Here is a 23,262-nt window from a genome sequence, read left to right on the forward strand (position 1 = left end):
CGATGTGTTCCCGAAAATGAACGATCCAGGCGGCGTGTGAACTACCGTACTGGGAATCCTGCGTATTCACACAGGCCTGACGCCCGTGATGGCGACACTCATAATCCGTTTGAATGCGCGGTGTCTGGCTGCCAGACTGGCGTTTGACGAGGCGCAATCATACGTGCCGCCCGATCCTTGGAAAAGGTACAGATCGGGCTTTTTCAGCTGCTGAGGTGTGACGATGGAAAAGTTGGATAAAACCCTGGAAGAATGGAAGGCGATGCTCGACCCGGAGCAGTACAACGTTTGCCGCCTCAAGGGCACCGAACGCCCGTTCTCCGGCAAGTACAACGACACCAAGACCGATGGCGTTTACCACTGCATTTGCTGCAACGAGCCGTTGTTCGATTCCAAGACCAAGTTTGATTCCGGCTGCGGCTGGCCGAGCTTTTACGCGCCGATCGGCGACAGTGCGATGGTCGAGATCCGCGACGTCAGCCACGGCATGATCCGCACCGAAGTGGTCTGCGCCAAGTGCGACGCGCACCTGGGCCACGTGTTCCCGGATGGCCCGCCACCGACCGGTTTGCGTTATTGCATCAACTCGGTGTGCCTGGACCTGGTTCCCCGCGGATAACCCGAATCCCCCTGTAAGAGCGAAGCTTGCTCGCGAGGGCGTTTTAACATTCAACAATGATGTTGACTGATCCGACGTCTTCGCGAGCAAGCTTCGCTCCTACAGGGATTGGCGGGCGTTCTATTGATTTATTAAATTGCACGCAATTCAATTGCTCGCTATGTTTGGACCTTCTTCCTATATCTGGAACCCCAATCATGAGCGACAACCTGCTGAGCATCCCGGTGACCACCATCAAGGGTGAACAGAAAACCCTGTCCGACTTCGCCGGCAAAGCCGTGCTGGTGGTCAACACCGCCAGCAAGTGCGGTTTCACCCCGCAATACAAAGGCCTCGAAGCACTGTGGCAGACCTACAAGGATCAAGGCCTGGTGGTGCTCGGCTTCCCCTGCAACCAGTTCGGCAAGCAGGAGCCGGGCAATGAAGGGGCAATCTCAGAGTTCTGCGAGTTGAACTACGGGGTCAGCTTCCCGCTGTTCAAGAAGATCGACGTCAACGGTTCCGACGCCCATCCGCTGTTCGTGCAACTGAAAAAACGCGCGCCGGGCCTGCTGGGTTCCCAAGGCATCAAGTGGAACTTCACCAAATTCCTGATCGGCAAGGACGGCCAGTTGGTCAAGCGCTTCGCCCCGGCCACCAAGCCGCAGGACCTGAGTGCCGAGATTGAAGCCCTGCTGAAATGAACTCCTTGTCCGCCGATTCGTTAAAGCTCGACAGCCAGTTGTGTTTCAAGCTGTATGCCGCTTCCCGGGCGGTAATCCGTGGCTACAAGCCGATGCTCGATCAGCTTGGCCTGACCTACCCGCAATACCTGGCGATGCTGGTGTTGTGGGAATGGCAGGAAGCGGCGCCGGAGCAGCCAACCGTCAAGGCCTTGGGCGAACGCCTGGCGCTGGATTCCGGCACGCTCACGCCGTTGCTCAAGCGGCTTGAGCAGCTGCAATTGGTCCAGCGTCAGCGTTCGGCGCGGGATGAGCGTGAAGTGCACCTGAGCCTGACGCCAGCAGGCCTTGCCTTGCGCGAACAGGTCGGGCCGCTCAAGGCGCGCCTGCTCTGCGACAGCGGCGTTGACCTCAACCGCTTGAACGAACTGCGCGAGGGCCTTGATCAGTTGTTGGGGCAGATCAAAGCACTGGCGTAGTCGGTATCCACATATCGAGCAGGGCGGCCAATTCTTCCCGGCGGAAGGGTTTGGCCAGGTAGTCGCTCATGCCCGCCGCACGGCAGCGCTCGCGTTCTTCGGACATGGCGTTGGCGGTCAGGGCAACAATCGGCAGCTGTGGCCAGCGTCCGCTGCGGCGGATATGCCGACTGGCTTCGTAGCCATCCATCACCGGCATGTTGCAGTCCATCAGCACCAGATCGAACTCACTCAGTTCCAGTTGATCCAGGGCTTCGGCGCCGTGGGCGGCGACGATCACCTCGCAGCCGAGTTTGCCGAGCATGCCTTTGGCCACCAATTGATTGACCGGGTTGTCCTCCACCAGCAGTACCCGGCCGCGGCGTTGGGGGGTGAGGGCGTCGAGGCGCGCGTCGTTGATCGTCGCGGTGTCCGGTTGCAGGATCCGGCGCAACGTCTGGTACAACGCGTTACGGGCCAATGGCCGCGCCTGTTGCTGCAACGGCGCCAGGGCTGCGGCTTCTTCGCTGGGCATGAAACTGCCGTAGGCCGTCACCAGCAGGATCGGTGCGCTGAGCGTGGGACGCAGGCCGAACAGGCATTCCGGGCAGTCGGTGATCAACACATCCGGTTCCAGGCCGAGCAACGAGTCCTCGATGGAGCGCTGCTGATAGTCGAGTCCCCACAACGGCAACAACCCTTTCAACAGTTCCGCCAGGCCGCTGCTGGCCGCCGTAATCGCAATGACCTTGCCCTGCAACGGTTGGGGGACAATGGCGCGGGTGTGGCTCGGCAGCGGCAGGTCAGCGCAGAACTGGCTGCCGAACCCGGCTTCGGAACTGATCGTCAGCCGTCCCTGCATGGCTTCGCAGAGGTTGAACGTCAGCGCCAGGCCCAGCCCGGTGCCGCCGAATTGCCGGGTAATGCCGGCACCGGCCTGGGTGAAGGGCTGGAAGATTTTCACCTGCGCATCCTGGGCAATGCCGATGCCGGTGTCGCAGACCTCGATGCGCACGCCATCTTCAAACGTCGATAGCCGCACATCGACCCGCCCGAAACGGGTGAACTTGAGCGCGTTGGACAGCAAGTTGCTGACAATCTGCCGGACCCGGGTCGGGTCGCCCAGCACCAGCGCCGGAAATTGCGGATCGATCAGGCAGGCGAGTTCGACGCTGGGCGCGGCGTTCTGCGACAGCAGGTTGGCGGTGTCCTCGATCAGCGAGCCGAGGTCGAATGGAATGTGTTCGAGCTCCAGCTGGCCGGCATCGAATTTCGACAGGTCGAGAATATCGTTGAGCAGCTCCACCAGCACCTTGCCCGAATCATGGGCGATGGACAGCTGTTGCTGCTGCTCGGCATTCAGCGGGCCGTCGAGCGAGAGCGCGATCATCCCCAGCAGGCCGTTGAGCGGCGTGCGGATTTCATGGCTCATGTTGGCGAGGAACGCCGAGCGCGCTTCGGCCATGTCCAGAGCGGTCCGGCGGGCGGCTTCCAGTTCTTCATTGGACTGGCTGAGCCGGGTGTTGATCGCCTTGAGTTCGGCGGTGCGCGCCGAGACGATGTTTTCCAGTTGCCCAAGGTAATCGGTCAGGCGGTTTTCGGCGTTGCGCCGTTGCTGGATTTCGGTGGCGATGTTTTCGAACTGCTGATTGGCGACCTTGACCAGCACGCCGATTTCATCGTTTTCATGCCCCGTCGGGTACTCCAGCCACGTCGGCTCGGCGCTGCGCGGATCGCGGCCGCTGAGTTCGCGAATGACCCGCACCAGTGGCTTGGTCAGCATCACGTAAAACAGCGCCAGCAGGATGCCGGTGAGGATCAGGCTGCGGGCGAAGCCGTTGAGCAACGTCACTTCAGCCCGGCGCAGGAAACGGCTGCCGAAGGAATACGTGTCGACCTCCAGCTGCAAGGTGCCGAGGGATTCGTCGGGCAAATGATCGAGGAAGAGGCGGTCTTCGAACTGGCGGTTGGCGCCGAACAGGAAGTCGCTGATCAGTCGGTAACCGCTTTGCAGGCCCTGGCGTTTGACGCTGGCCAGCACGGTATTGTTGTTATCGGTCAGTTGCGCGCTGATGATCGCCGGCGAGCGCAGCAGGCCCATGGTCAGTTCCTGGGCGAGTTCGGCGTCGATGTTGTAGGCGATGCGTGAGGCCGGGTTGTGGCTGATTTCCAGCAAAGACAGTATTTCACGGTTGATGGAGGCGTCTTCGCTGGCATAATCGATGCCTATTTGCACCAGACTGAGCAAGGTGCCCAGTATGAAACCGACCAGCACAGTGAGCCGGGCCTGTTTGTATGAAAGCCGGTGGGTGAACTTGATATCCATAGGGTGTTGAACCACTTCCGTTTCCCTTCGCTGCTCAAGCATAGTCGATCATGCATGGATACCGATGTTCCCGCGCCGCCCCTGTTTGAGGGGGCCGGTTAGTGTAAGTTGCCGTATCACCATCATTACTGTGAAACGTGCCCGAGGAGAAGACGTGGATTCCCGATTGAATGCTTTTCTTGAACGCGCCGATGCCGTTCTGGCCCGTATCGAACCCTTGCTGCCGGCCCCTCGGCAAACCATCGACTGGGTGCATTGCCTGGCCGCACGCTGGCAGCGTGAGGGCCGCAGTGGTTTTCTGTTGCCGCTGCAAGTCAGCCTCGACACCCGTTTGACCGACCTGATCGGTGTTGATCGCCAAGTGGAACAGTTGGGGCGCAATACCCAACAATTCATCGACGGCATGCCGGCCAACCACGCGTTGCTCTGGGGCTCGCGCGGCACTGGTAAATCGTCGCTGGTTCGCGCCTTGCTGGCCGAGCATCACGAAGCCGGTTTGCGCCTGATCGAGATCGAACGCGATCACTTGGCGGACTTGCCGCGTATCGTCGAGCAAATCGCCAAGCTGCCCCAGCGTTTCGTGCTGTTCTGCGATGACCTGTCGTTCGAATCCGGCGAAGGTGATTATCGCGTGCTGAAAAGCGTGCTCGACGGCTCCCTCGAACAGGCGCCGGACAACGTGCTGCTGTACGCCACCTCCAACCGTCGCCACCTGGTGCCGGAAAAGGAAAGCGATAACGAAAACTGGAAACGCGTGGACGGCGAACTGCATCCCAGCGAGGCGGTGGAAGACAAGATCGCATTGTCGGATCGATTCGGGCTGTGGCTGTCGTTTTATCCGTTCACTCAAGAACACTTCCTTAATGTCGTCGAACACTGGATCGGGCAACTGGCCGACAAGGCCGGCCTGGCCTGGCAGCGCGACGAGGAACTCGACATTCTCGCCGTCCGTTGGGCCACAGGCCGGGGCAATCGCAATGGCCGTTGCGCCTATCAATTTGCGCGTTATTGGGTCGGGTTAAAGCTGTTGGAGCACAAGGCATGATCGATTTGAAACAAAGCGGCCAGGGCCTCGAAGGCTACGGGATGCTGTGGGCGCAACTGGAATCCTTGCTGGCGGACGAGCGGGATTTCATCGCCAACGCCGCGCAATTTTCCGCGTTTCTGTTCAACCAGCTCGATGACCTGAACTGGGCCGGTTTCTACCTCAATCGCAACGAAGAACTGGTGCTGGGTCCGTTCCAGGGCCAGATCGCCTGTGTGCGAATTCCGTTCGGCCGCGGGGTGTGCGGGGCGGCAGCCGCCACCTTGCAAACCCAGTTGGTCGAGGATGTGCATGCGTTCCCCGGGCATATCGCCTGCGACAGCGCCTCGAACAGCGAGTTGGTGGTGCCACTGGTCAAGGATGACCGACTGATCGGCGTGCTGGATCTGGACAGCCCGAAACTCGCGCGTTTCACCACCGACGACCAGGCCGGTATCGAACGACTGGCCGCGATTTTCCTGCGCCTGACCGATTGCTGATCACGCCCGCAAGCCTGCCTTGACCAGCAGGCTTGCCGGGTCCACCGCGTCGATCTGTTTCGGGTCGAGGAACTGCTCGGCGTACTGCCGGTAAATCTGTTCGTTGATAAACAGCCCGAACAACTCAGGGTCGATATGGGCGTCACGGCACATCGTCGCCATGATGCCCAGCGCTTCGCTCAAGGACTTGGCTTTCTTGTAGGGGCGATCGGCCGCGGTCAGTGCCTCAAAAATATCGGCAATCGCCATCATCCGCGCCGGCAGGCTCATGTCTTCGCGCTTCAACTGCTTGGGATAACCGGTGCCGTCCATTTTTTCGTGGTGGCCGCCGGCGATTTCCGCGACGTTGTTGAGGTGGCCGGGGAAGGGCAGGTGGCTGAGCATCAGGATCGTCTGCACCATGTGGTGATTGATGATGTAGCGCTCTTCGCGGGTCAGGGTGCCACGGGCAATGCTCAGGTTATAGAGCTCGCCGCGATTGTATTTGTGCTGCGGCACATCGAGTTTGAAGCCCCAGGGATTGTCTTGCGGGATCAGTTCGCCTTCGGCGCGCTCCAGCAAATGTTCGGGTTTGTCCGCCAGCAACGGTTCACTGACCGGCAACGTCGGTGCCGGCGTACGGGCCTGGCGACGGTTCTCTTCCCAGGAAACCCCCAATCGATCATCCAGGGTTCGGGTCCAGGTCCGCTGAGCGATCAGGTTCAGGCGCTGGAGGTCGGCCTCAGCCATCGCCTCGCCGCCCAGATTACAGCGGGCGATAAAGGCGAAGTCATCGTCCAGACCTGCGAGGTTGGCGTTGCGCAATTCGGCCAGGTGATGTTCATCGCCACCCAGGGCGATGGCCTGCCAGTAGTTGATCCAGGCATCGCGTTTGAGCACTTCGAAACGGGTGCGAATTTCGTGGATGCGATCGTTCAGGGTTTCCAGCTTGGTGGCCTTGTCGACCACATATTCGGGCGTGGTGACCTTGCCGCAATCGTGGAGCCAGGCTGCGATGTGCAAGGCTTCCCATTCATCTTCGGTGGGATGGTAGCCGCTGAACGCCGGTGCCTGACTGGCCGCAGCCGCCTGGGCCAGCATCAGGGTCAGCGCCGGTACGCGCTGGCAATGGCCGCCGGTGTAGGGGCTCTTGGCGTCGATCGCGCCGGCCAGCAGTTGAATGAAGGCATCGAGCAGCTGTTTTTGCTTGGCTTGCAGACGCTGGCTTTCGATACTCACCGCCGCCGCGCCGGACACCGCTTGCAGGAAGGCGATGCGATCCGGCCGGAGTTTTTCCAGGTCGCTTTGGTTGCCGCTGTCGGCCAGCAGCAGAATCAGCAGGCCGACGGTTTCGTTATGCCGGTTGCGCAGGCGAATGCCGATCAGGTGCACCCGCGGGCTCTGCATGGCGAGCAAGACTTTCTGCAAATCCCCCGCTTGTTCGTAGCCCAGGTTGGCAACCACGTTGTCGGCATTCGCCAGTTGTAGCAACCACGCCGGGCTCTGCGGGTTCTGCAGTTCGTGGCCTTGAATGGCGAATGACGGCAACGGCTGGGACTCACCGTTGAGGACCAACCCGTGGGGTTCGATGCGCTCGCCGTCACCTTCGCGCAGGTAGATCAGGCCGGCCTGGGCCTGGGCGATTTTCACCGTTTCAAAGAGTACCCGTTGCAGCAACGGCGCGAAGCGGGTTTCGGCGCACAAGCTGTCGGTGATCTGGAAAAAACTGCCGAGGGTGTCCTTCATCCGCGCCATCGACAGGCTCAATTGATCGACTTCCAATACCGGCGAACGGCGGCTGACGGGAAAGTTGAAATCGAAACTGCGAATGGCATCGGCTTCCTTCACCAGCGCATGCAGCGGTTTGACCAGGATCCGCGATGTCAGCCAGCCCATCGGCAGGCACAGCAGCAACGTGGCCAGGGTAATCAACGCTCCTTGCCAGCGCATGCGGTAGGCATCGACGAGCAATTCATCCTCGGGCACCAGCAGTGCCATTTGCAAACCCTGCGGGCCACCTTCCTGCATGTGGCTGCGGGCGACGATCCACTGCCGGCCGGCGACGTCCAGCCGATTGCCTGCCGATGGGCTGGCGAGCAGGGTGCCGAGGGCCGGACTCAGGTCGGCGACTTTGCTCAGGCGGGCGGTTTGGTCGTCGATGATCAGTTTGTCACTGTCCGGGTAGGCAATGGCATTGCCTTCGGCATCGAACAGCACGATCTCGGTGCTCGGGGTCACCACGTGTTTGGCCAGGGTTGCGGACAGCTCGGCCAGGGTCAGGTCGGCGCCCATCACCGCACCGTCGCCGCTGCGTCGGGCCAGGGTGGTGCCGACGTTATGGGTGGAGAAAAAAACGTAGGGCTCGGTGGTGATCTGGTCAGCCTGCGCGCGAGCGTTGGTAAACCAGGCGCGGGTTCGCGGGTCATAGGTTTCGTCGGGCGTGTCCTGGCGGCTGATGAGGTTCAGGGCCTGGTCGTAGAACAAGGATTGCGAGGCGACTGGATTGCCGCTGGCAGGGTGCTCGATGCTCCATACCTGATAGGCCGCCGTGTCGGGGGCTTTGAGCTGCGCCTTCAACGCCTCGGTGCGCAGCGGGCGGACCATGAAAAAGTCGCCATTGGCGTAGCCCAGGTACAACGAGGCCAGGTTGGGGTTGTCCTTGAGCGATTGGCTGAACGGCTTGAGCAGCGCCAGTCGTTGCTCAAGGTTCGGGGCCTGGGTCGCTGGCGTCTCGGCCAGCAGGCTCAGCAGATGGCGAATCGGTTCATAGGTGGCCTGCAGGTCCAGGCGTACATCCTGCTCGATGCGGTTGAAGAGCTTTTCACTGCTCGAAAGTATGATCTGCGTGGTCTGCCTGTAGTTGAAAATGCCCAGCACCACACCGGTCAGCAGTAACAGGAAGGTGAACATGACGCTGATATGCACATGCAGGGGAAACCGGCGCTGATCCGGGCGCAGTGGGCTGGGCATTACGGGGCTCTCCATAGTGGTAAACGCACTGCTCAGCGTCCAAGCATAGTTAAGGTGCCACCCTTTTGCCGTTGTCGTTGCGGTCAATCTGATGCAGGAATGCCTGCTCCAGTTCGAGCATGACCTGGTTCATGGTTTTTATGCAGAGGGCGATGTCATCCGCGGGCGCTGCGTCATGGCAGGCTTGTTCAAGGGCCTGGCAACACTCAATCAATCGGTAAGCCTGGGCGATGCGGGCCGCCCCTTTGATTTTATGCGCGACGTCGATCAATGCCTGGCGGTTCTCAAGCCCGGATAAGCCCAGCAGCTCCTGGCGATCCAGGCGGTTGCTGCTCAGCAGTTCGGCCAGCAGGCGTCGGGCCATTTCCGGATTGCCGCCGGTCAACATGTCCAGCCCTTCCAGATTGAACACCTGCTCGCGGACTGCCGGCCTGATGCCTTCGACCCATTGGCTCAACGCCGTCAGGCTGAGGGGTTTGAACAGACAATCGTTCATCCCGGCTTGCTTGCAGCGCTGGATTTCTTCGGGCTGGGCATTGGCGGTAAAGCCGAGGATGGTGCAGGGGGAGCGTTGTTCCAGCTGTTCCTGCTGGCGGATGGTGCAGGCCAGGTCGTAACCATTCATGATCGGCATGTTGCAATCGACCACCACCAGATCGAATGGCTCGCGCTGCCAGGCTTCCAGTCCCGCACGGCCATCATCGGCACCGGTAAAGCGATGCCCCAGGTATTCCAGCTGTTGGCACATGAGCAGGCGATTGGCGGGATGATCGTCGACCACCAGCACGCTCAAGGACGCGCCGCCGGTGAGGATGACGGGCTCGACCCGGTCCTTTGCCGGCTCCGGTGGCAGCGTCGGCAGGTACAGTGAAATGCTGACCAGGGTGCCCACCCCGGGCTGGCTGCTCAGTTGCAGGCTGCCGCCCATCATTTCGCACAGACTGCGACTGATCACCAGGCCAAGCCCCGCGCCGCCCCTGGCCAATTGTCCGGTGTTTTCGACCTGGGCAAAGGGCTCGAACAGGCGCTGCTGATCCTTTTCGCTGATGCCGACTCCGCTGTCCTGGACTTGCACTTGCAGCCGCGTTCGCTCGGGTTCATCACCTGGCAGCAGGTCGACGGTAATCCGGACTTCACCCTGTTGCGTAAACTTGATGGCATTGCTGAGCAGGTTGGACAGCACCTGCTTGAAGCGCAACGGGTCGAGCAGCACATCGACAGGCGGGTGCGGTGGATTGAAGGCCAATGCCAGGCGAAGATTTTTTTGCCGGGCCAGCCCGTCGAAAATCCGCATGACCGAGGCGACGATTTCTCCCGGATTGACCCGCTCGGGGCTCAGGCTCAGGCGCCCGGATTCGATCCGGGCAATGTCGAGAATGTCGCCGATCAGGGCCAGCAAGTCTTTCGCCGAGCTGTACGCGGTTTCGATCGCGGAGCGATCCTGGCGCCCTTGGTCCATGCGCTTGAGGGTCAGTTCCAGCATGCCGATCACCGCGTTCATCGGCGTGCGGATTTCGTGGCTCATGGTCGCCAGGAAGGTACTCTTGGCCCGGTTGGCTTCATCGGCCTGCTCCTTGGCGGCCCGCAGTTTGTCGAACAGTTGTCGTCGTTCGCTGATATCGACCCAGCCGCCGATGATGCCTTGTACTTCACCGCTCGAATCACGGTAGGGGAGAATCCAGTGATAGATCGTCAGCCGCCGGCCACCGATGTGCAGCGGGCGATCGAGGATCAACGGTGTGCCTTCGTTCACGACCCGTTGATAATCAGCCTGATACTCCCGGGCTTCGAAGGCATTGCTCATCTTGCCCTGCATGACGCTTTTGCCGATCACGTCTTCGCGTTTCGCCTGGAAAACCTCCAGATAACTGTCGTTACAGCTTTGCAGCAGCCCCTGGCGGTCACGCACATAAATCGGGTGAGGCGTGCCGTTGACCAGCGAGCGCATGAACTCGAACTGATCGTTCAGCGCTCGCTCGGCCGCTTTGCGTTGGTTGATCTGGCGCCGCATCCAGGCATTCCAGGCCATGGAAATCAGCAGCAGAAAACTGGCAGCGGCAACGATCTGATAGAACACCCGGTGAAAGTTGTTCCAGGTTTTTTCCGACGCTGCCGAGTAGCCACGCCAGCGGCTGTTGATCACGCCCAGCTCTTCCGGGGCAATGCTCAACAGCGCTTTGTCGATGATCGAACTCAGCTCCGTGGCGCCACGGGCCGTGGCCAGGGAGAACGCCGCTTGCCGGGTGCCGATGGTGGTGCTGATCTGCAGTTTGTGTTCGAAGATGTGCGACGAAATAAAGTAGTTGGCGATGACCAGTGAATTGACGGCGCCTTCTACCTGACCCTCGGCGAGCAGTTCCACGGCGTGAAAGGTGTCCGGCGTTTCAATCAGGTGAACCCGTGGAAATTCGCGGCGCAAGTAGTCCACCAGCGGATTGCCCTGGGCGATGGCCAGGCGCTTGTCTTGCAGTTGCGAAAGGTTGGTCGCGCTGTCGGCGGATTTGCGCGTCAGCAGCACAAAGGAGTTTTCCAGATAGGGCCGACTGAAATTCAACTGGGCCTGGCGTTGGGCGCTGGGGAGCAGCGCGGCAATCAAGTCCGCCTGATTGTCTTTGATTCGCGCGATCATTTGATCATCGCCGCGGCTGCGCTGGACCTCGAAGCGCAAACCGGTACGCAGTCGGATCAGCTCCAGGAGGTCGGCGGTGACGCCGCGAAAATTGCCGTCGCTGTCGAAAAACGTCAGGGGTGCAAACGCTTCGTTGACCACCACGCGCACCACCGGGTGTTGCGCCAGCCAACGCTGCTCGCGGTCAGTCAGTTGCAGTTTGTGATCCGTCAGCAGGATGTCGCTGCCGGCACTCCAGCGTTTGGCGATGTTGTCCCGTTCGCTGGAGGGGATGGCCGTGAGGATGGCGTTGACGATCTGCAGCAGTTGCGGATTGTCTTTGCGCACTGCAAAGCTGAAACCATGAGCTTCGTGTTTACCGAAGTTGGCCATGCGGACGTTGTTCAGGTATCCCTTGTTGATCATGTAGTGGGTTGAAATGGTGTCTCCGAGGAAGACGTCCGCCTGGTCGAAGGCCACCGCATTGATTGCATTCTGGTAGGACGGGTAGTCGATGACGAGCGCATTCGGGTACAGCGCCTTCACTTCCTCCAGCGGCAAGTAGTGATACACCATGCTCAGTCGCATCCCGGCGAGGCCATCGGTCAGCGATCGGGTTTCGCCCTCGCGTGTCACCAGCACCGGCTGATCCACGGCATAAGGCGCAGACAGCAGGATGTCGGGGTTTTGGGCTTCGAAGCCATTGGCGGTACCGAGCAGGTCGATCTCTCCCTGTTGCAGCGCCTTGATGGCGGCCTGGCGTGAAGCGTAGCGCTGGACCTTGACCGGCAATCCCGTGGCCTGCCCGAGAATCCCGGCGTAATCAGCGGTGAAACCCTCATAGTCACGGCCGCTGACTGTCAGGTCGAAAGGGGGATAGTCCGGGGCGGATGTGCCCAGGATCAGTTCGCGCTTGTTCTGTGCCCATTGACGTTGTGGTTTATCCAGTTGGACTTCCAGGTGTCCACCGGTTGAGCGACTGAGCAGGGCGTAGTTCTCGACGGTGGTCGATGCTGCGCTCACTGAGGTGCTCAGACATAAGCCTGCACTTAATGTTATTAGATAGTCCTTTATGCGACTGGGCATCCTGTCTCTCACACTAACGCGTTACGTTTTGCCATCTCGATGAGCGCTACCAGGGATTTGGCCTTGAGTTTTTGCATGAGGCGTTTCTTGTAAGTGCTGACCGTCTTGTTGCTCAGGAACATGCCTTTGGCGATTTCCTTGTTGGTGCGTCCTTGAGCAAATAGTTGCAAGACCATCAGTTCCCTGTCGTTGACGGACTTGAACAGTTCCAGTTCGGCGTAACGCGCATCATCCGGGCGCACGGGGTTCAAGGCCTGGCTCGGGAAGTAGTTGTAACCTGATAGTACGGCCTTGATGGCGCTCATCAATTCACTGAGGTCTTCCTGTTTGCATACATACCCCGAGGCGCCGGATTGCATGCAGCGAATGCCGAACAATGTCGGGCATTGCTCTGTCAGCACCAATGTTTTCAAGGGTGTGCTCATTGCATTGAAACGGGAGAGAACTTCCAGTCCATCCAGCTTTGGAATGCTGATGTCGAGAATGATCAAGTCGGGCATGCATTCACGAACCATCTGCATGGCATCGACTCCATTATCGGTTTCGCCCACGACTTTATAACCCTCATGCTCCAGCAACATCCGCACCGCAAGGCGGATAACGGGGTGATCGTCGACAATAAAAACGGAGTTCATAATCAAGTCCCATACGTGCGCGAATAAAGCGCGCACCTTAGCTCAGTTAATTGAGAGGGCACATGAACGGACGGGGCTGTAGTGGCAATATAGGACTTTTCCTACAAATGAAAAAGAATGGGGCTACGTATCAACTGGGTTTTGCATAAGGAATGTGAAAGTTCTGATTGTGTAATCAGAAAAGGGTGCGGCTTACTGCGTAAGTAATACGTGGTAGTTGATTGCGCATGATAAGTGTCGGGAGTTCGCTCGTTTTTATGTGACGGCCGAGGTCAACAGTTTTCTAAAGTCGGATTGTTTCATCGGCTTGGTCAAGCATCCCGGCAACGGCGATCGATGTTGGCTGGCTTGCCGTTCAAGGTCGTTCAGTTCAGTCGATGTCAGGCTGCTCCGCGCTCCTCGCAGGGGATTGTGCGGGTGTTGAAATGGCGTTGAAGGCCGGACACCTTCAATCAGCCGGTCAGAAGCGTCTGACACGGCTGATTCTGAGGTTGTTATCCGTGGATTGAGCGGCCAGTCATTTCCTGGGCCATCTCACTGGCATAGCTGTCGGTCATGCCAGCGATGAAATCAATCATGCGCAGAAACGAGGTATGCAACGGGCCGTGGGGATCGGGCGCGTTGTTACCCAACAGGTCCAGTACCCGGCGGCTCTTGAAGGACGGCGTGCGCCCGTTGTGCTGTTCCAGCGCCGCGCCGCAGAAGGCGTTGAGGAGGATTTCCAGCGTGGTGTAGGCGCCGATTTCATGCAGCGTCTTGCGCTTGTCCTGGAAGATCTTTTTGCGCGCCATGTCTTTTGCATTCAGCACGCAGCGCTTGGCCGGACCGTGCATGTGTTCCACCAGATCGCCGGGCAACGTGCCGGCCAGCAACGCGTCCTGTTGCTCGACGAAGGCGCGGGCGGCGGCGTTGGTCAGGTGTTCGATGGCCTTGCCGCGCAGGATCGCCAGTTTGCGTCGGCGCGAATCCTGCGGGCCGAGCAGGCGATAGGTCTCCGGAATGTCGTCGCCCACCAGGTCCAGCAGCAGGGACTCGACTTCGGCGTATTCCAGCAGGTCCATCTCCAGGCCGTCTTCAAGATCGATCAACGCGTAGCAGATGTCATCGGCGGCCTCCATCAGGTACACCAACGGGTGGCGCGCCCAACGCTGGTCTTCCAATTGCGGCAAGCCGAGTTTGTGGGCGATCTGTTCCAGCAGCGGCAATTCGCTCTGATAGCAGCCGAACTTGTGCTTCTTGTAGCCCAGGGAGTCGGCGTGCTTGGCGGTCCACGGGTATTTCAGATAAGTGCCGAGGGTGGCGTAAGTCAGCCGCGTACCGCCATCGAACTGGTGATATTCCAGTTGCGTCAATACGCGAAAGCCTTGGGCATTACCTTCGAAGTTGAGGAAGTCGTTGCGTTCGACCTCGCTCATGCCATCCAGCCAGCCACGCCCGGCGGCTTGCAGGAACCAATGCCGGATCGCGTCTTCGCCGGAGTGACCGAACGGCGGATTGCCGATGTCATGGGCCAGGCAGGCTGATTGCACCACCATCCCCAGGTCGCTCGGTTCGCACCAGTCGGGCAGGGCGCTGCGGATGGTTTCGCCGACGCGCATGCCCAGGGAGCGGCCAACACAACTGACTTCCAGCGAGTGGGTCAGGCGCGTGTGGATATGATCGTTACTGGACACCGGATGGACCTGGGTCTTGCGCCCCAGGCGGCGAAACGCACCGGAAAAAATGATGCGGTCGTGGTCTTTGTGAAAAGGGCTGCGGCCGAGTTCTTCCGGGCTGTGCACAGGCTTTCCGAGGCGTTCGCGAGTAAGCAGGGTTTGCCAATCCAAGGCTGGTTCTCTCCGTCAAGGGACTGATGGCCCAGTGTCCAGTCTCGCATCAGTGCCTGCAAGCACAACTAGAGCCCGGCAGCGTCGATATCGATGAGCAGCAGGCGCTCGCCGTTATCGAAAAACTGTCCGGCGGTGAGGCAATACTGGTTGCTGGTGGCATCGCGGTAAGTATTGGAAAGGGTCAGCCGGCGTTCATCCCAACCCTCGGCCAGCAGGTGATAGAAGTACGGCCTCCATGACCAGTTGTGGCCCAGGTAACGGTTGTCGGCCTCCCAGCGGTTGTTGCGCCATTCGAGGTTAGGCGTCAGTTGCGTGCCGTGGCGGTCGCATTGGTAGAAGCGCAACAGCCAGGGAAAAGCGTCCAGATGCGGCAAGGCGCTGAGGGGCGCGCGGGTCTGCGCCCAGTTCTGCAGGATCGCCATCAGTTCGGTGAGTTGCCGGCGCATGACCATCAGTTGCCCGCGTTCAATCAGTTTGCGCTGAACGTAGCGTTGGCGCAGTTGCGCGAACTGCGCGACGAAGGCGTCGGTGGCAAAGAAATCGCTTTGCGCCCGGGCGAACAGAAAACCCTGCACATAGCGCGAACCGCACTCCAGGGCGAAATCCAGCTGTGCTTCTGTTTCCACCCCTTCGGCGATGATCCAGCACCCGGTTTTCTCGGCCATCAGCGCCAGGGCCTTGACCACTTCGCTGCTCGGCCCGCCCAGTGCGGCCGCCTGGAACAGACGCATGTCGAGCTTGAGAATGTCCGGTTGCAAGGCCAGCACGCGATCGAGTTGCGAATACCCGGCGCCGAAGTCATCGATGGCGATCCGGGCGCCGGCCTGGCGATAGCGCGCCACCACATCAGCCAGGCGTTGGCTGTCGCCACCGAGTTCGGTGATCTCGAAGACAATGCGTTGCGGATCGACCCCATGCCTGGCCAATTGCTTGAGGCTCGGCAACGCCTGATCCGGGCGCAAGCGGCTGATCCAGCGCGGCGACATGTTCAGGCTCAGAAACCATTCCGCTGGGGCCTCATGCAAACGGCTCAGAGCGTTATCGCGGATTTGCCGATCAAGGCGACGCAAGGCGATGGCGGGGGTTCGTGGGTCGGCGAACAGTGGTCCCACCGAGGTCAGTTGACCATCGGCCTGGCGCAGTCGACCCAGGGCCTCGACGCCGGCGATACGCCCAGTAGCGGTATCGATGAACGGCTGAAAGCAGGCGAGCGGTTGCCCGTCGATCACGAGGCCTCCTTAGTAAGGTCTTGTTTTTGGATAGACCCGGCGCCAGGTAGGCACGCAGGATTGAACCCCTCGATAAAGAGGTTCATCCCGGTGGTATTGCAAGAATGCAGCCAGATAAGGGGTGATCAGGGTTTACGCGAGGAACCCTGCATCACCAGTTTGATCAGCGGCCCGAGGCTGGTGCCCAGTTGAACCAGGCGGGTCACGCTGCTGACGCCGCCGCTCTTCGCACCCTTGCCGGTCAGAAAACCCAGCAGGGTCACAGCGGCCATGCCCCAGAGCGGAGCGTGCTTGATGCCGAAACCATCTTGCAGGTTTTGCGTCATCCCGCGCACCCGCTGCAAAGGTTGCAGCAGTTGCCGGGATTCCTGGCGGATTTCCTGGCGGTGCATTTCCATGCGCAGGCGGATCAGCGCCTTGCGCATTTCCGTGCGCGAACTGTTGTGAGGCAATTGAGGCAGGCTCATGGCAGCAGGCGCTCCCGGTCGTTGGCCAATTCTTCCAGCGTACCGTGGAAGGGCGAGGACTCATCGAACACGGCCGCTTTGAGCCGCATCCCGCAAAAAATCGCAGCCAGGGTGTAGAACACGCAAAGCCCGATGATCGCGGCCAGGCGATAGGTGTCCCAAAACAGAATCAACACCAGCGTCGACAACCCCACCAGCAACAGCAAGGCAAACACCAGCGCCAGGCCTGCAAACAGCAACAGGCTGACGGTGCGGGCTTTCTGTTCCTGCAATTCAATGCCGAACAGTTCGACATGGCTGTGCAGCAACCCTAGAAATGCCGCACCCAGCCGCCGCGAGGAAGCGCTTGTGCCCGTCGCGGACGGGCCGGATTCGCCGATAGACATATCAGCGCCGCGTGGCCAGCAGGCCAATCAGGAAGCCCACGCCAGCAGCGATCCCGACTGACTGCCATGGGTTGGCCTGCACATAATCTTCGGTGGCGGTGACCGCTGCCTGGCCGCGCTGGCGCAGAGAGTCTTCAGTCAATTTCAAGGTCTCCCGGGCACGCAGCAGGCTGTCGTGGATCTGTTCGCGCAATTCATCGGCCTGATCGCCGGCGATGGACTTGGTGTGTTCCAGCAACCGTTCGGTGTCGCTGACCAGGGTTTGAAAATCGTTCATCAGGATTTCTTGAGCAGTCTTTGCCTTGATGCTGGCCATGGGTGGATCTCCGTAAGTGGCTTCTGATGCGTTCGAGTATGAGCCTTGGGCGAAGGTTCAGTACAAATGACTGGTACAACTTTTGCTATGACATGGTGCGTCAGCCTGCGCCGTTGCGCTGTTGCTGGGCATGATTTGAGCAAAACCATAACTCAAATAATCAAAACCCGCGCAAAGGTCGTGACCTTGTGCGCCAAAGCGGTTCATTGGAATCAATGCGTTGGTTCCCATAGGTCGCAACTTGGTGCATGGATTGCCTGCGCGAACTGCTTTGGTGCTTTTTTAGCCTTCAGGTCTGCCAACCCCATGGAAAATCTGCAAAGCGCTGTGGACAGTCTGGTCCATAGCTCCAATACGTTGTTCATTTTGATCGGTGCAGTCATGGTGCTGGCCATGCACGCCGGGTTCGCGTTTCTGGAAGTCGGTACGGTTCGACAAAAGAATCAGGTCAATGCCTTGTCGAAGATCCTCAGCGACTTCGCCATTTCGACCCTGGCCTATTTCTTTATAGGCTATTGGATTTCCTACGGCGTCACTTTCATGCAACCGGCGGCAGTGATCAATGCCGATCACGGTTACGCGCTGGTGAAGTTTTTCTTTCTGCTGACCTTTGCCGCGGCGATCCCGGCGATCATTTCCGGCGGCATAGCCGAGCGTGCGCGCTTCGTCCCGCAGTTGTGCGCGACCGCATTGATCGTGGCGTTCATCTATCCGTTTTTCGAGGGCATGATCTGGAACGGCAACTTCGGTTTGCAAGCCTGGTTGCTTGAGCATTTCGGCGCCAGTTTCCATGACTTTGCCGGCTCGGTGGTGGTCCACGCCATGGGCGGTTGGCTGGCGCTGGCGGCGGTGCTGTTGCTCGGGCCACGCAACGGACGTTATCGCGACGGTCGACTGGTGGCGTTCGCGCCGTCGAGCATTCCGTTCCTGGCCCTGGGCTCGTGGATTCTGATTGTCGGCTGGTTCGGCTTCAACGTCATGAGCGCGCAGACGTTGCAAGGCGTCAGCGGCCTGGTGGCGGTGAACTCGTTGATGGCCATGGTCGGCGGCACCGTGGCGGCGTTGATCGTCGGGCGCAATGACCCGGGCTTCCTGCATAACGGCCCGCTGGCCGGGCTGGTGGCGATCTGCGCCGGTTCCGATCTGATGCACCCGGTGGGCGCGCTGCTGACCGGTGCAATCGCCGGGGTGTTGTTCGTCTGGTGCTTTACCGCGGCCCAGGGCAAATGGCACATCGATGATGTGCTGGGCGTGTGGCCGTTGCATGGTCTGTGCGGTGTCTGGGGCGGGATCGCTTGCGGCATTTTTGGTCAGACGGCTTTGGGTGGTCTGGGTGGTGTAAGTCTGATCAGCCAGTTGATTGGCACTTCGCTGGGCGTGATCGTGGCGCTGGCCGGTGGCTTTGCGGTGTATGGCACGATCAAGGCATTCCATGGTTTACGCCTGAGCCAGGAAGAAGAGTATTACGGCGCGGATTTGTCGGTGCACAAGATCGGCGCCGTGAGCCAGGACTAGTTCTCCTCATCTTCAGCACCGGGGTAAAACCGGTGCAGCAGGCTATAGCGGTCATGCCGGACTTGGTCCACCCGTTCCTGGACCTGATGCGCGGGCAAACCGAGCATGATCAGCGCATGGGAGGCGAGCATCAGGCTCGACTCCAGCAACTCCGGCACCACTTCATTGGCGCCGGCCGCTTTCAGTTCGGCCCACTGACTGTCGTCCCGGGTGCGCACCAGGATCGGCACGCTCGGGTTGAATCGGCGCGCTTCCTTGAGGATCAGCAGCGCGATATCGGTCTGGTCCACCGCGATCACCAGCAACCGGGCGCGTTCCAGCCCCACCGCGGCCAGCAACTCGCCGCGCCGTGAGTCGCCGTAATGCACGCTGCTTTCGCCGGCCGCAGCCTCCTGGACTCGCACCGGGTCATTGTCCAGGGCGATGTAGGTTTGTTGCGCGTTGTGCAGGAACCGTGCGATGGATTGCCCCACGCGACCGTAACCGCAAATCACCACATGGCCATGCAGGCCGGCGTTGAGTGCGCTGATTTCTTCGAGTTTCGCTTCTTCGTTGGGCTTGCGGTGCAGGCTGGCGGCGATACGCGGCGCGGCGCGCAGCAACAACGGCGTAACCAGCATCGAGCAGAAGGTCGCCGCCAGCAGCAGGCCACCGAGGTCGGCGGGCATCATCTTGTTCTGCTGCATCTGCGCCATCAGGGCAAAGCAGAACTCGCCGCCTTGAGCCAATGCCAGGCCGCTGCGCCAGGCTGTCTCGCCATCACTGCCGCGCCATTTGACCAGCAGGGCCACCACGCTGCCCTTGATCAGCAACAGCCCGAGGGTCAGGCCGAGGATGAGCAAACCGTGTCTGGCAAACAGCTGCAAGTCGATCAGCATGCCGATACTGACGAAAAACAACCCGAGCAGGATGTCGCGGAACGGACGGATATCGGCCTCGATCTGATGCCGGTAATGGCTTTCCCCCAGCAGCATGCCGGCGAGGAAGGCACCGAGAGCAGGGGAGAGGCCGAGCAGATGGGTGAGCCAGGCGGTCAGCAGGACAATCACCAACGCCAGCAGCACGAACAGTTCTGCGGAGCGGGACGCGGCAACTTCGTGGAACAGCCGGGGCAGTAACCAGCGACTGGCCAGCAGCAGGCCGACAAACAGCAGCAGGGTCTTGGCCAGTGTCAGGGGCAGCGCCCAATACCAGGCTTGATCGCTGCTGCCGGCGAACACCGGCACCAGGGTCAGCAGCAACACTGCGACCACGTCCTGGAACAGCAATACGCCGATGGCATTCTGGCCGTGGCTGCTGAAAATCTCCCCCAGGCTGCCCAGCTCCTTGCTGACGATGGCCGTGGACGACAACGCCAGACCGGCCCCGAGCAACAAGGCCGGGGTGACCGACATGCCGAACAGCATCAGCAAGATCCCCAGCAGCATCCCGGAAATCAACACTTGCAGGCTGCCAAGTCCGAACACCACCCGGCGCAGCGCGAGCATTTTCGACAGGGAAAACTCCAGCCCCAGGGAGAACAACAGGAATACCACGCCCAACTCGGCGAGGTCCGGGAGTTCGTCACTTTCGTTCACCCAATCGAGCGCCGTGGGCCCGACCATCAGCCCCACGCAGAGGTAACCCAGCACCGGCGGCAAGCGCAGGCGCCGGAACAGGGCAATGACCACCAGGGAGGAGGCGAGGATGATCAGCAGATTGGCAAACACTAAAAACTCCGGTGACGGGTTCGGGCAACCCAAGCGTAGAGGCAAAAAAGGCCAGAGCATCGCGTAAACGGCATTCAGGGGAAATGATATGCATCAGGAAATTGCCGAAACTTTTTGAAATCGACTGGCGGGGCGTCCCCATGCCTGCGCTCATTGGCCCGACGGCTTTTGTGGGCCTAGAATGAACCCTTACTTTATCGGGTCTGTTTGTCATGCCTCCTGAATGTCAGCTGTTCGGCACCCTGGGTTGCCATCTCTGTGAAGTGGCCGAAGAAGAACTGATGCCCTTGGTCGAGCACGGTCTGTTGGTGGAGTTGGTGGATATTGCGGAAAACGAGGATTGGGTCGAAGACTACGGCCTGCGTATCCCGGTACTGCGACGCATGGATACCGGGGCTGAACTCGATTGGCCCTTCGACGCCGCTCAGGTCGTCAGGTTCTTGGATTTAGAGAATTCCCACTTATCGTAGTGACATGTTCATCCATTGGCGAAAAACAGGTTATTCGGTTACTGTATGTTCATACAGTTATTCGGATTGCCTGCCTTGCATCCTCCTATTCCGGATTTGGCCAGGTGATCCCGCTAGTCAGAGGGATGAACCGTGGTCAATGTCGAACAATTGAAGAACAGCGTGAACCGGATGTCGATCGACGTGGTGCGCGAGGCGGTGATCGAGCTGCGTCTGGATGGCCTGGTCACCGAAGGCAAGACCCCCTTCAACAAGCTGCATTTCAACACCTGCTTCGCCGAAATCGAAGCCTTGTTCCAGCGCGCGGGTTATCACCGGCAACTGGATGTCGTGGGTTATCAGGGCTTGATGTATGCGCTTTACGATCCCGGCCGCTGGGAAGCGGTGGATGTGTTGCGCTGGCTCAAGGAGTTCACCGAGGCGGCTGCGCGGGCACAGTCGATACCGGCGTGAGGATTCTGCGCTAGGTTCGTTCCGGTCACTGCTGGATAATGCCGCCCTGCATTGAGGGTTAGAGTTTTTCGTATGTCCACTTCATCGTTTTCCGCTGCACACAGCCAGGCCAGCACGCTCTACCTGCCGCCTGGCTCGTGGCAGACCGTACTCGATTGCCTGTGCGAACATTTTCGCGCGATCGGTCGTGAGCAATGGCTGGACCGGATCGCCCGTGGTCGGGTCCTTGATGGCCAAGGGCAGCCGATTACCGTTGGCCTGCCGTACAAGGAAGGCCTGCGGATACACTATTTTCGCGAGGTGCCGGACGAAAAACCGATCCCGGTGATCGAGACGATCCTTTACGCCGACGAACACCTGGTGGTCGCCGACAAACCGCACTTTCTGCCGGTGACGCCCGCTGGCGAATACGTGGAGCAAACCCTGCTGCGGCGGCTGATCCGCCGGTTGGATAACCCGCATCTGGTGCCTTTGCATCGCATCGACCGGCATACGGCGGGGCTGGTGCTGTTTTCAGCCAATCCCCAGACGCGTTCGGCGTATCAGTCGCTGTTTCCGACGCGGCAGATCGAGAAGCGCTACGAGGCCATTGCCCGGGCATTGCCTGAGTTGTCCTTTCCGCTTGTGCATAAAAGCCGATTGGTGGATGGCGAACCGTTCTTTCGCATGCAGGAAGGGCCGGGCACCAGCAACACCGAGACAGCGGTCGAAGTCAGGGAGAAAAACGGCGAGCTCTGGCGTTACGGGCTCTACCCGGTGACCGGCAAGAAGCACCAGTTGCGGGTGCACATGACGGCGTTGGGCGCCAGTATCTGCAATGATCCGTTCTATCCGCAGGTGCTCAAGGATGTCGAGGATGACTACGCCAACCCGTTGAAACTGCTGGCCCAGGGGCTGCGTTTTGTTGACCCGGTTACCGGTCAGGAGCGTAGCTTCGAGAGCACCATCACCTTGCAGTGGTGATCGCTCACCGCACTTTTCTCCAGCCATGAAAAAGCCCGCTTGATAGCGGGCTTTTCTGTATCCGGTTATAGCCGCGAGGATTACAGATCCTTAACGGTACGCACCTGATCCTTGTTCACGCGGGTGTGCTTGCCGTCCAGCTGTTCGAACTCGTAGAAACCCGACTCTTCATCGTATTTAGGCTGGTCGACGGCCTGGATTTCACGACCGTCATTCAAGGTGATCACTGTTGGCGATGAGCAACCGGCGAGGGTGGCGAGGCCCAGTGCGAGCATGAAAGTGGCGAGGGTCCGTTGAGTCATGAGTGTGTCTCCGATATGAATTCTTTTGGTTACTGAGCTTGTAGACGTATGCAACGCGTGCAAGTTCCTTCTCGTGTCAGTCTGACACACTGTTGTGTGCACTTAACAGTTCCGGTGTGTTCAGGTTGGCCAATCGAGGGTCATTATCGGGGCATTGCAGGGCGGTGGCGCCCAGTTTCCGCATGATTCGGCCCGGACTGCGTTCACCCTCGTTCCAGGCATTTTCGAACGCCTCCGAAAGAGCCACGGGGATAACGCATAGCAGCGGTTCCCAATGATCGCCGTGGCGCAGCATCAACGGTTTTTCCGGATGCTGTGCGGCGGTCTCGCGCATGCCTTGCAACAGGGCGTCGTCGATGCGCGGCACATCGCAGGGCAGGACCAGCAGATGGGAATGGCGGGCGGCCTTCAGGCCGGCACGGATACCGGCCAGGGGGCCGGGGAAACCGGCGTGATCATCAACCACCAATTGGTCGGCATAAGGCGCGTAGGTTTCCTGGTTTCTGTTGCAGGAGATGATCAGGTCATCGCTCAGCGCGCGGGTCTTGCGATGCAGATGCGCAATCAGCGGTTCGCCATGCCACTCGATCAGTCCCTTGTCCTGGCCGCCCATGCGCTGGCCGCGCCCACCCGCCAGGAGCAGAATTGAACAGGGGGGCAACGATGTATTGGAAGTCATGGCAGCTCTCCATGGGGGCGGCGAAAAAATGAGGCGCTGTGATATAACACCGGGCTGTTTCCCCTACAACTGGACGA

General features: G+C 59.9%; 21 protein-coding genes. 9 read left to right on the forward strand and 12 right to left on the reverse strand.

Annotated features, from left to right (window positions below):
• The first annotated feature begins 223 nt into the window (after positions 1 to 223).
• The 3 genes from msrB to HKK52_RS30065 all read left to right on the forward strand — a co-directional run bounded on the left by msrB (position 224) and on the right by HKK52_RS30065 (position 1,760).
• Positions 224 to 619, forward strand: coding sequence for a peptide-methionine (R)-S-oxide reductase MsrB (gene msrB / locus HKK52_RS30055; RefSeq protein WP_169373754.1), 396 nt, complete (start codon positions 224 to 226; stop codon positions 617 to 619).
• Positions 620 to 816: 197 nt separating this feature from the next.
• Positions 817 to 1,302, forward strand: a complete 486-nt coding sequence (locus HKK52_RS30060; RefSeq protein WP_149660139.1) for a glutathione peroxidase — start codon at positions 817 to 819, stop codon at positions 1,300 to 1,302.
• On the forward strand, positions 1,299 to 1,760 hold the full coding sequence (locus tag HKK52_RS30065) for a MarR family winged helix-turn-helix transcriptional regulator (RefSeq protein ID WP_169373755.1): 462 nt from the start codon (positions 1,299 to 1,301) through the stop codon (positions 1,758 to 1,760). The genes HKK52_RS30060 and HKK52_RS30065 overlap by 4 nt, the downstream gene beginning before the upstream one ends.
• Here the strand turns inward: HKK52_RS30065 and HKK52_RS30070 are convergent.
• Positions 1,744 to 4,065 (reverse strand): hybrid sensor histidine kinase/response regulator, encoded by a 2,322-nt coding sequence (locus HKK52_RS30070; RefSeq protein WP_169373756.1) that lies wholly within the window; start codon positions 4,063 to 4,065, stop codon positions 1,744 to 1,746. The genes HKK52_RS30065 and HKK52_RS30070 overlap by 17 nt on opposite strands.
• A 154-nt stretch (positions 4,066 to 4,219) precedes the next feature.
• Here HKK52_RS30070 and HKK52_RS30075 point away from each other — a divergent pair, with 154 nt between their 5' ends.
• Positions 4,220 to 5,110: an ATP-binding protein gene (locus tag HKK52_RS30075; protein ID WP_169373757.1), complete on the forward strand. Its 891-nt coding sequence runs from the start codon at positions 4,220 to 4,222 to the stop codon at positions 5,108 to 5,110.
• Positions 5,107 to 5,589, forward strand: coding sequence for a GAF domain-containing protein (locus HKK52_RS30080; RefSeq protein ID WP_169373758.1), 483 nt, complete (start codon positions 5,107 to 5,109; stop codon positions 5,587 to 5,589). Before HKK52_RS30075 ends, HKK52_RS30080 begins: the two co-directional genes overlap by 4 nt.
• On the opposite strand, the gene HKK52_RS30085 is transcribed toward HKK52_RS30080, so the two are convergent.
• The 8 genes from HKK52_RS30085 to HKK52_RS30120 form a co-directional block, all read right to left on the reverse strand.
• Positions 5,590 to 8,538 (reverse strand): HD domain-containing phosphohydrolase, encoded by a 2,949-nt coding sequence (locus HKK52_RS30085; RefSeq protein ID WP_169373759.1) that lies wholly within the window; start codon positions 8,536 to 8,538, stop codon positions 5,590 to 5,592.
• A 49-nt stretch (positions 8,539 to 8,587) separates the two neighbouring features.
• Positions 8,588 to 12,232, reverse strand: a complete 3,645-nt coding sequence (locus tag HKK52_RS30090) for a transporter substrate-binding domain-containing protein (RefSeq protein WP_169373760.1) — start codon at positions 12,230 to 12,232, stop codon at positions 8,588 to 8,590.
• 8 nt (positions 12,233 to 12,240) lie between these two features.
• Complete coding sequence (locus HKK52_RS30095) at positions 12,241 to 12,867, reverse strand: response regulator transcription factor (RefSeq protein ID WP_169374312.1); 627 nt, start codon at positions 12,865 to 12,867, stop codon at positions 12,241 to 12,243.
• A 494-nt stretch (positions 12,868 to 13,361) separates the two neighbouring features.
• On the reverse strand, positions 13,362 to 14,693 hold the full coding sequence (locus HKK52_RS30100) for a deoxyguanosinetriphosphate triphosphohydrolase (RefSeq protein ID WP_169373761.1): 1,332 nt from the start codon (positions 14,691 to 14,693) through the stop codon (positions 13,362 to 13,364).
• Positions 14,694 to 14,761: 68 nt separating this feature from the next.
• Positions 14,762 to 15,925, reverse strand: coding sequence for an EAL domain-containing protein (locus HKK52_RS30105; RefSeq protein ID WP_169373762.1), 1,164 nt, complete (start codon positions 15,923 to 15,925; stop codon positions 14,762 to 14,764).
• A 125-nt stretch (positions 15,926 to 16,050) separates the two neighbouring features.
• The gene (locus HKK52_RS30110; RefSeq protein ID WP_149660148.1) at positions 16,051 to 16,392 is read right to left on the reverse strand and encodes a hypothetical protein; all 342 of its coding nucleotides are present in this window, start codon (positions 16,390 to 16,392) and stop codon (positions 16,051 to 16,053) included.
• Positions 16,389 to 16,778: a phage holin family protein gene (locus tag HKK52_RS30115; protein ID WP_133838234.1), complete on the reverse strand. Its 390-nt coding sequence runs from the start codon at positions 16,776 to 16,778 to the stop codon at positions 16,389 to 16,391. Before HKK52_RS30115 ends, HKK52_RS30110 begins: the two co-directional genes overlap by 4 nt.
• Position 16,779: 1 nt before the next feature.
• Positions 16,780 to 17,094 carry a DUF883 family protein gene (locus HKK52_RS30120; protein WP_169373763.1) on the reverse strand — a complete coding sequence of 105 codons (315 nt, stop codon included), beginning with the start codon at positions 17,092 to 17,094 and terminating at the stop codon, positions 16,780 to 16,782.
• Between the two features lie 306 nt (positions 17,095 to 17,400).
• Between HKK52_RS30120 and HKK52_RS30125 the strand changes: the two genes are divergently transcribed.
• The gene (locus HKK52_RS30125; RefSeq protein ID WP_169373764.1) at positions 17,401 to 18,609 is read left to right on the forward strand and encodes an ammonium transporter; all 1,209 of its coding nucleotides are present in this window, start codon (positions 17,401 to 17,403) and stop codon (positions 18,607 to 18,609) included.
• Here the strand turns inward: HKK52_RS30125 and HKK52_RS30130 are convergent.
• Entirely contained in the window at positions 18,606 to 20,318 is a 1,713-nt protein-coding gene (locus HKK52_RS30130) for a cation:proton antiporter (protein WP_169373765.1), read from the reverse strand. The two genes, HKK52_RS30125 and HKK52_RS30130, sit on opposite strands and share 4 nt — an antisense overlap.
• Positions 20,319 to 20,530: 212 nt before the next feature.
• Here HKK52_RS30130 and HKK52_RS30135 point away from each other — a divergent pair, with 212 nt between their 5' ends.
• From HKK52_RS30135 to HKK52_RS30145, 3 genes are all read left to right on the forward strand, one after another.
• Complete coding sequence (locus HKK52_RS30135; protein ID WP_169373766.1) at positions 20,531 to 20,788, forward strand: glutaredoxin family protein; 258 nt, start codon at positions 20,531 to 20,533, stop codon at positions 20,786 to 20,788.
• 132 nt (positions 20,789 to 20,920) lie between these two features.
• Entirely contained in the window at positions 20,921 to 21,241 is a 321-nt protein-coding gene (locus tag HKK52_RS30140) for a transcriptional regulator (RefSeq protein WP_149660152.1), read from the forward strand.
• 72 nt (positions 21,242 to 21,313) lie between these two features.
• Positions 21,314 to 22,204, forward strand: coding sequence for a pseudouridine synthase (locus tag HKK52_RS30145; RefSeq protein ID WP_169373767.1), 891 nt, complete (start codon positions 21,314 to 21,316; stop codon positions 22,202 to 22,204).
• 80 nt (positions 22,205 to 22,284) lie between these two features.
• Here the strand turns inward: HKK52_RS30145 and HKK52_RS30150 are convergent, their stop codons facing one another.
• Positions 22,285 to 22,506 (reverse strand): YgdI/YgdR family lipoprotein, encoded by a 222-nt coding sequence (locus tag HKK52_RS30150; protein ID WP_169373768.1) that lies wholly within the window; start codon positions 22,504 to 22,506, stop codon positions 22,285 to 22,287.
• 76 nt (positions 22,507 to 22,582) lie between these two features.
• The gene (gene mobA, locus HKK52_RS30155) at positions 22,583 to 23,185 is read right to left on the reverse strand and encodes a molybdenum cofactor guanylyltransferase MobA (protein WP_169373769.1); all 603 of its coding nucleotides are present in this window, start codon (positions 23,183 to 23,185) and stop codon (positions 22,583 to 22,585) included.
• Between the last annotated feature and the right edge of the window lie 77 nt (positions 23,186 to 23,262).

This window comes from Pseudomonas sp. ADAK2 (genome assembly GCF_012935755.1).
In the GTDB taxonomy this organism is placed as follows: Bacteria; Pseudomonadota; Gammaproteobacteria; order Pseudomonadales; family Pseudomonadaceae; genus Aquipseudomonas.

Excerpts from the sequence above, each read along its gene's own strand:
- HKK52_RS30065 (WP_169373755.1), top strand. The coding sequence starts at position 1,299 with ATGAACTCCTTGTCCGCCGATTCGTTAAAGCTCGACAGCCAGTTGTGT.
- HKK52_RS30090 (WP_169373760.1), bottom strand. The coding sequence starts at position 12,232 with ATGCCCAGTCGCATAAAGGACTATCTAATAACATTAAGTGCAGGCTTA.
- HKK52_RS30095 (WP_169374312.1), bottom strand. The coding sequence starts at position 12,867 with ATGAACTCCGTTTTTATTGTCGACGATCACCCCGTTATCCGCCTTGCG.
- HKK52_RS30115 (WP_133838234.1), bottom strand. The coding sequence starts at position 16,778 with ATGTCTATCGGCGAATCCGGCCCGTCCGCGACGGGCACAAGCGCTTCC.
- HKK52_RS30125 (WP_169373764.1), top strand. The coding sequence starts at position 17,401 with ATGGAAAATCTGCAAAGCGCTGTGGACAGTCTGGTCCATAGCTCCAAT.
- HKK52_RS30135 (WP_169373766.1), top strand. The coding sequence starts at position 20,531 with ATGCCTCCTGAATGTCAGCTGTTCGGCACCCTGGGTTGCCATCTCTGT.
- HKK52_RS30150 (WP_169373768.1), bottom strand. The coding sequence starts at position 22,506 with ATGACTCAACGGACCCTCGCCACTTTCATGCTCGCACTGGGCCTCGCC.
- HKK52_RS30145 (WP_169373767.1), top strand. The coding sequence starts at position 21,314 with ATGTCCACTTCATCGTTTTCCGCTGCACACAGCCAGGCCAGCACGCTC.
- HKK52_RS30070 (WP_169373756.1), bottom strand. The coding sequence starts at position 4,065 with ATGGATATCAAGTTCACCCACCGGCTTTCATACAAACAGGCCCGGCTC.
- mobA (WP_169373769.1), bottom strand. The coding sequence starts at position 23,185 with ATGACTTCCAATACATCGTTGCCCCCCTGTTCAATTCTGCTCCTGGCG.
- HKK52_RS30120 (WP_169373763.1), bottom strand. The coding sequence starts at position 17,094 with ATGGCCAGCATCAAGGCAAAGACTGCTCAAGAAATCCTGATGAACGAT.
- msrB (WP_169373754.1), top strand. The coding sequence starts at position 224 with ATGGAAAAGTTGGATAAAACCCTGGAAGAATGGAAGGCGATGCTCGAC.
- HKK52_RS30080 (WP_169373758.1), top strand. The coding sequence starts at position 5,107 with ATGATCGATTTGAAACAAAGCGGCCAGGGCCTCGAAGGCTACGGGATG.
- HKK52_RS30085 (WP_169373759.1), bottom strand. The coding sequence starts at position 8,538 with ATGCCCAGCCCACTGCGCCCGGATCAGCGCCGGTTTCCCCTGCATGTG.
- HKK52_RS30060 (WP_149660139.1), top strand. The coding sequence starts at position 817 with ATGAGCGACAACCTGCTGAGCATCCCGGTGACCACCATCAAGGGTGAA.
- HKK52_RS30110 (WP_149660148.1), bottom strand. The coding sequence starts at position 16,392 with ATGAGCCTGCCTCAATTGCCTCACAACAGTTCGCGCACGGAAATGCGC.